At 57.3% G+C, this 2,816-nt stretch carries 3 protein-coding genes; all 3 read right to left on the minus strand.

Going from position 1 to position 2,816, the window contains the following annotated elements:
* The coding region (locus tag ACTIEN_RS20175) for a carbohydrate ABC transporter permease (RefSeq protein WP_439524948.1) at positions 1-384 on the minus strand (384 nt) is incomplete at its 3' end.
* Position 385: 1 nt separating this feature from the next.
* The gene (locus tag ACTIEN_RS20180) at positions 386-1,285 is read right to left on the minus strand and encodes a carbohydrate ABC transporter permease (RefSeq protein ID WP_439524949.1); all 900 of its coding nucleotides are present in this window, start codon (positions 1,283-1,285) and stop codon (positions 386-388) included.
* A 72-nt stretch (positions 1,286-1,357) separates the two neighbouring features.
* Positions 1,358-2,695 carry an ABC transporter substrate-binding protein gene (locus ACTIEN_RS20185; protein ID WP_439524950.1) on the minus strand — a complete coding sequence of 446 codons (1,338 nt, stop codon included), beginning with the start codon at positions 2,693-2,695 and terminating at the stop codon, positions 1,358-1,360.
* Positions 2,696-2,816 lie beyond the last annotated feature (121 nt).

A 2,816-nucleotide genomic window follows, 5' to 3' on the forward strand; every position in this document is an offset into this window, starting at 1 on the left:
CATCAGGTAAAGCGGGATGATGAGCACGACCGAGGGAAGCAGGTAGGTGAAAAGCACCAGCATCGCCAGCGTTTCACGACCGCGATATTTGAAGCGCACGAGGCTGTAGGCACCAAGTGTTCCAAGCGCGACAACAAAGATCGTGGTGGTCGTCGCCAGAACAACGGAGTTTCTGAAGTAGATCAGGAACGGCGTTTCCGTCAGGAGCCGCCAGTAGTGTTCGAACGTGATGGTTTCCGGAAACCACGTTGGCGGGATGCGGAACAGCTCGGTTTGCGGCTTCACAGACGTGATGATCATCCACAGCAGCGGAAAGGCAATCAACAGGACCAGCGTCCATGTCACCAGATTGACGATCACGCCTTGCAAGGTCGATCTTTGCATCTCAGCCCTCCTTCCCGGTCTTGCGGATGTAGACGACCATGAAGACCAGCATGACCAGCATCATGCCCACCGAATAGGCCGCTGCCTGTCCCATCTGGTTGAGGCCGAATGCCTCTTGATAGACCAGCAGGGAAAGCGTCTGGGTCGAGGTCACTGGACCGCCGCCGGTCAGCAGATAGATCAGGTCGAATTCCTTGAAGTCCCAGATCGCGCGCAAAAGCACAATCACCACCAACACGTTGCGCAGTTGCGGCAGCGTCACGTCCCAGAAGCGGGCGATGGGTCCGGCCCCGTCGATCTTGGCGGCCTCGTAAAGATGTTCTGGGATCGTCTGAAGCCGTGCGAGAACTGCGATGACGACGAAGGGAAAGTACTTCCACGCACCCACGAGGATCACCCCGATCATCGCGTTGGGCATGGACCCCAGCCAATCAAGCGGCATGTCGAGGATGCCAAGCTGCATCAACCCGTGGTTCATTGCGCCATATAGATCGTTGAAAAGCCAACGCCACACCAGAACGGCCACAACGGTGGACAGGAAATAGGGAAAGAGCACGAGGCTGCGCGCAAGGCTGCGGAACCAGATGTTCTGGTGCAAGAGCAGCGCCATGCCCACGCCGAACACGATTTGAAGCGTCAGCGTGCCGACCGTCCAGATCAGAGTGACACGCAAAGAGTTCCAGAACGCCTTGCCGGTCAAGAGCTTGATGTAATTGTCTGCTCCGACAAAGCCGCCTTCAAGCGTCGGGGTGTAGATCGAGAATACGCTCAGATAGATCGCTGCAAGGAGCGGATAGACGATGACCAGCGAGAACACGAGGATCGTCGGCGCGATGAGCAGCACGCCAAGGCGCGCATAGCTCCGCTCGAGTCGCGGGGTATTGGTAACGGTTGCGGTCATGATGTCTTTCTGCGGACAGGAAAATGCGAGCGGCGTCAGGGAGGGCACGCCGCCCGCGGATGAAACGAGCCGTCAGCTGGCCATGATCTCTTCGATCCGGGCGGTGGTTTCACCCAGGACCTGATCGACATTTTCATCATTCAGGACGACGCGTTGTACAAGTTCGGCAATCGCGCCCGAGTTTACGATCTCACCTGCCTTGGCGTTTGGCATGTGCGCGCGGCTTTCCCATCCAAGGTTGAACCCGTTCGCCGCTGCTTCGGACATCAGTTCCACCTCAGCCGAGTACTTCTGGATAATCTCGTTATCCTGATACGCGGGGTCGTCACTGATCGTCTTGAGCACCGGCAGAACGTGGCCCGGCGCCGCGTGAAGTTGCTGGATATAGCCTTCGGGATCAAACAGGAAGGCTGCGAACTGCTTGGAAGCTTCCATGTTCTGCGCCTGCTTCGGAATGAACACCGACGGGAAGTCATTGAACGTCCAGTGATCGATATCCACCGACTTTGTCGGATAGCGGTCGCAGGTGATGTGATCGGCAATCGACGGGTTCTGATTGGCGACGTTTGTCAGCACACGCCCTGTATAAAGTCCGGTGGCGCAAGCGCCCGAGACAAAGGCGGTCAGGCTTTCACCCCAGCTGTAATTGGTCGCACCCGGTGGGCAGAATTCGCGCATCGCCTTGTAGAATTCCAGCGCATCGCGCGTCGCGTCAGAGTCGATGTTGACGCTCAGATCGGGGGCGCAAATCTGGCCACCGGCCTGATGAATAATGCCGATGAACACCAGGGAGGTCATCGAGTTGCGGCCATAAGGCAAGGGTGCGCCGTAAATGCCACCGCCCTGCATCTTCTGCACGGCGCTCAGCAATTCATCCCAGGTGCGCGGATTCTTGTCGATGCCGGCCTTTTCCATCAGGTCGGTGCGCAGCCAGATCACGTTGGCGGCAGAGTTGCCAATGCCGGTGCCAGCATATTGGCCGGGATCAATTTCGTAAATGTCATTCGCACCCGGATAGAACTTGTCTGTCCCGATCATTTCGATCACGTCATTGAACGGCTCAAGCAGGCCATTGGTCCAATAAGTGGCAACGGCGAAGGACGGCAGGTGCGTGACCACGTTCGGCACGTCGCCGCTGGCAAAAGCCGCGGCAAGCTGCGGGGCATATCCTTCATCCGACGTCTTTTCGAAGACGACTTTGATGTTCTCGTGCTGGGCTTCGAAATTGGCGATTTGTGTCTGGTAGGCAGCGAGTTGTTCCGGCGACGATTGTGGCGACCACCAGCGCAGGGTGATCTGTTCCTGGGCGCGCAGGCGCATGGGCATGGCCGCGGTTGCACCCGCAGCTGCCAGACCCGCCAGCACCGTTCTGCGAGGCATCGCCGGCGTCTTGAATGGCTTTGAAGTCATGTAAAATCTCCCGTTGGCTATGTTCGCATATCGAACATATGTTCGTAATATGATTTGACGAATGGGAATTTGGCAAGCATTTTTTGTTGAAATAGGCAAAAACCGGTGTCTTCCGGCGCGG

Origin of the sequence: Marivita sp. (assembly GCF_051859345.1) — a bacterium.
Taxonomy (GTDB): domain Bacteria; phylum Pseudomonadota; class Alphaproteobacteria; order Rhodobacterales; family Rhodobacteraceae; genus Marivita.

Coding starts and splice junctions, on each gene's coding strand:
- ACTIEN_RS20180 (WP_439524949.1), bottom strand. CDS start 1,285: ATGACCGCAACCGTTACCAATACCCCGCGACTCGAGCGGAGCTATGCG.
- ACTIEN_RS20185 (WP_439524950.1), bottom strand. CDS start 2,695: ATGACTTCAAAGCCATTCAAGACGCCGGCGATGCCTCGCAGAACGGTG.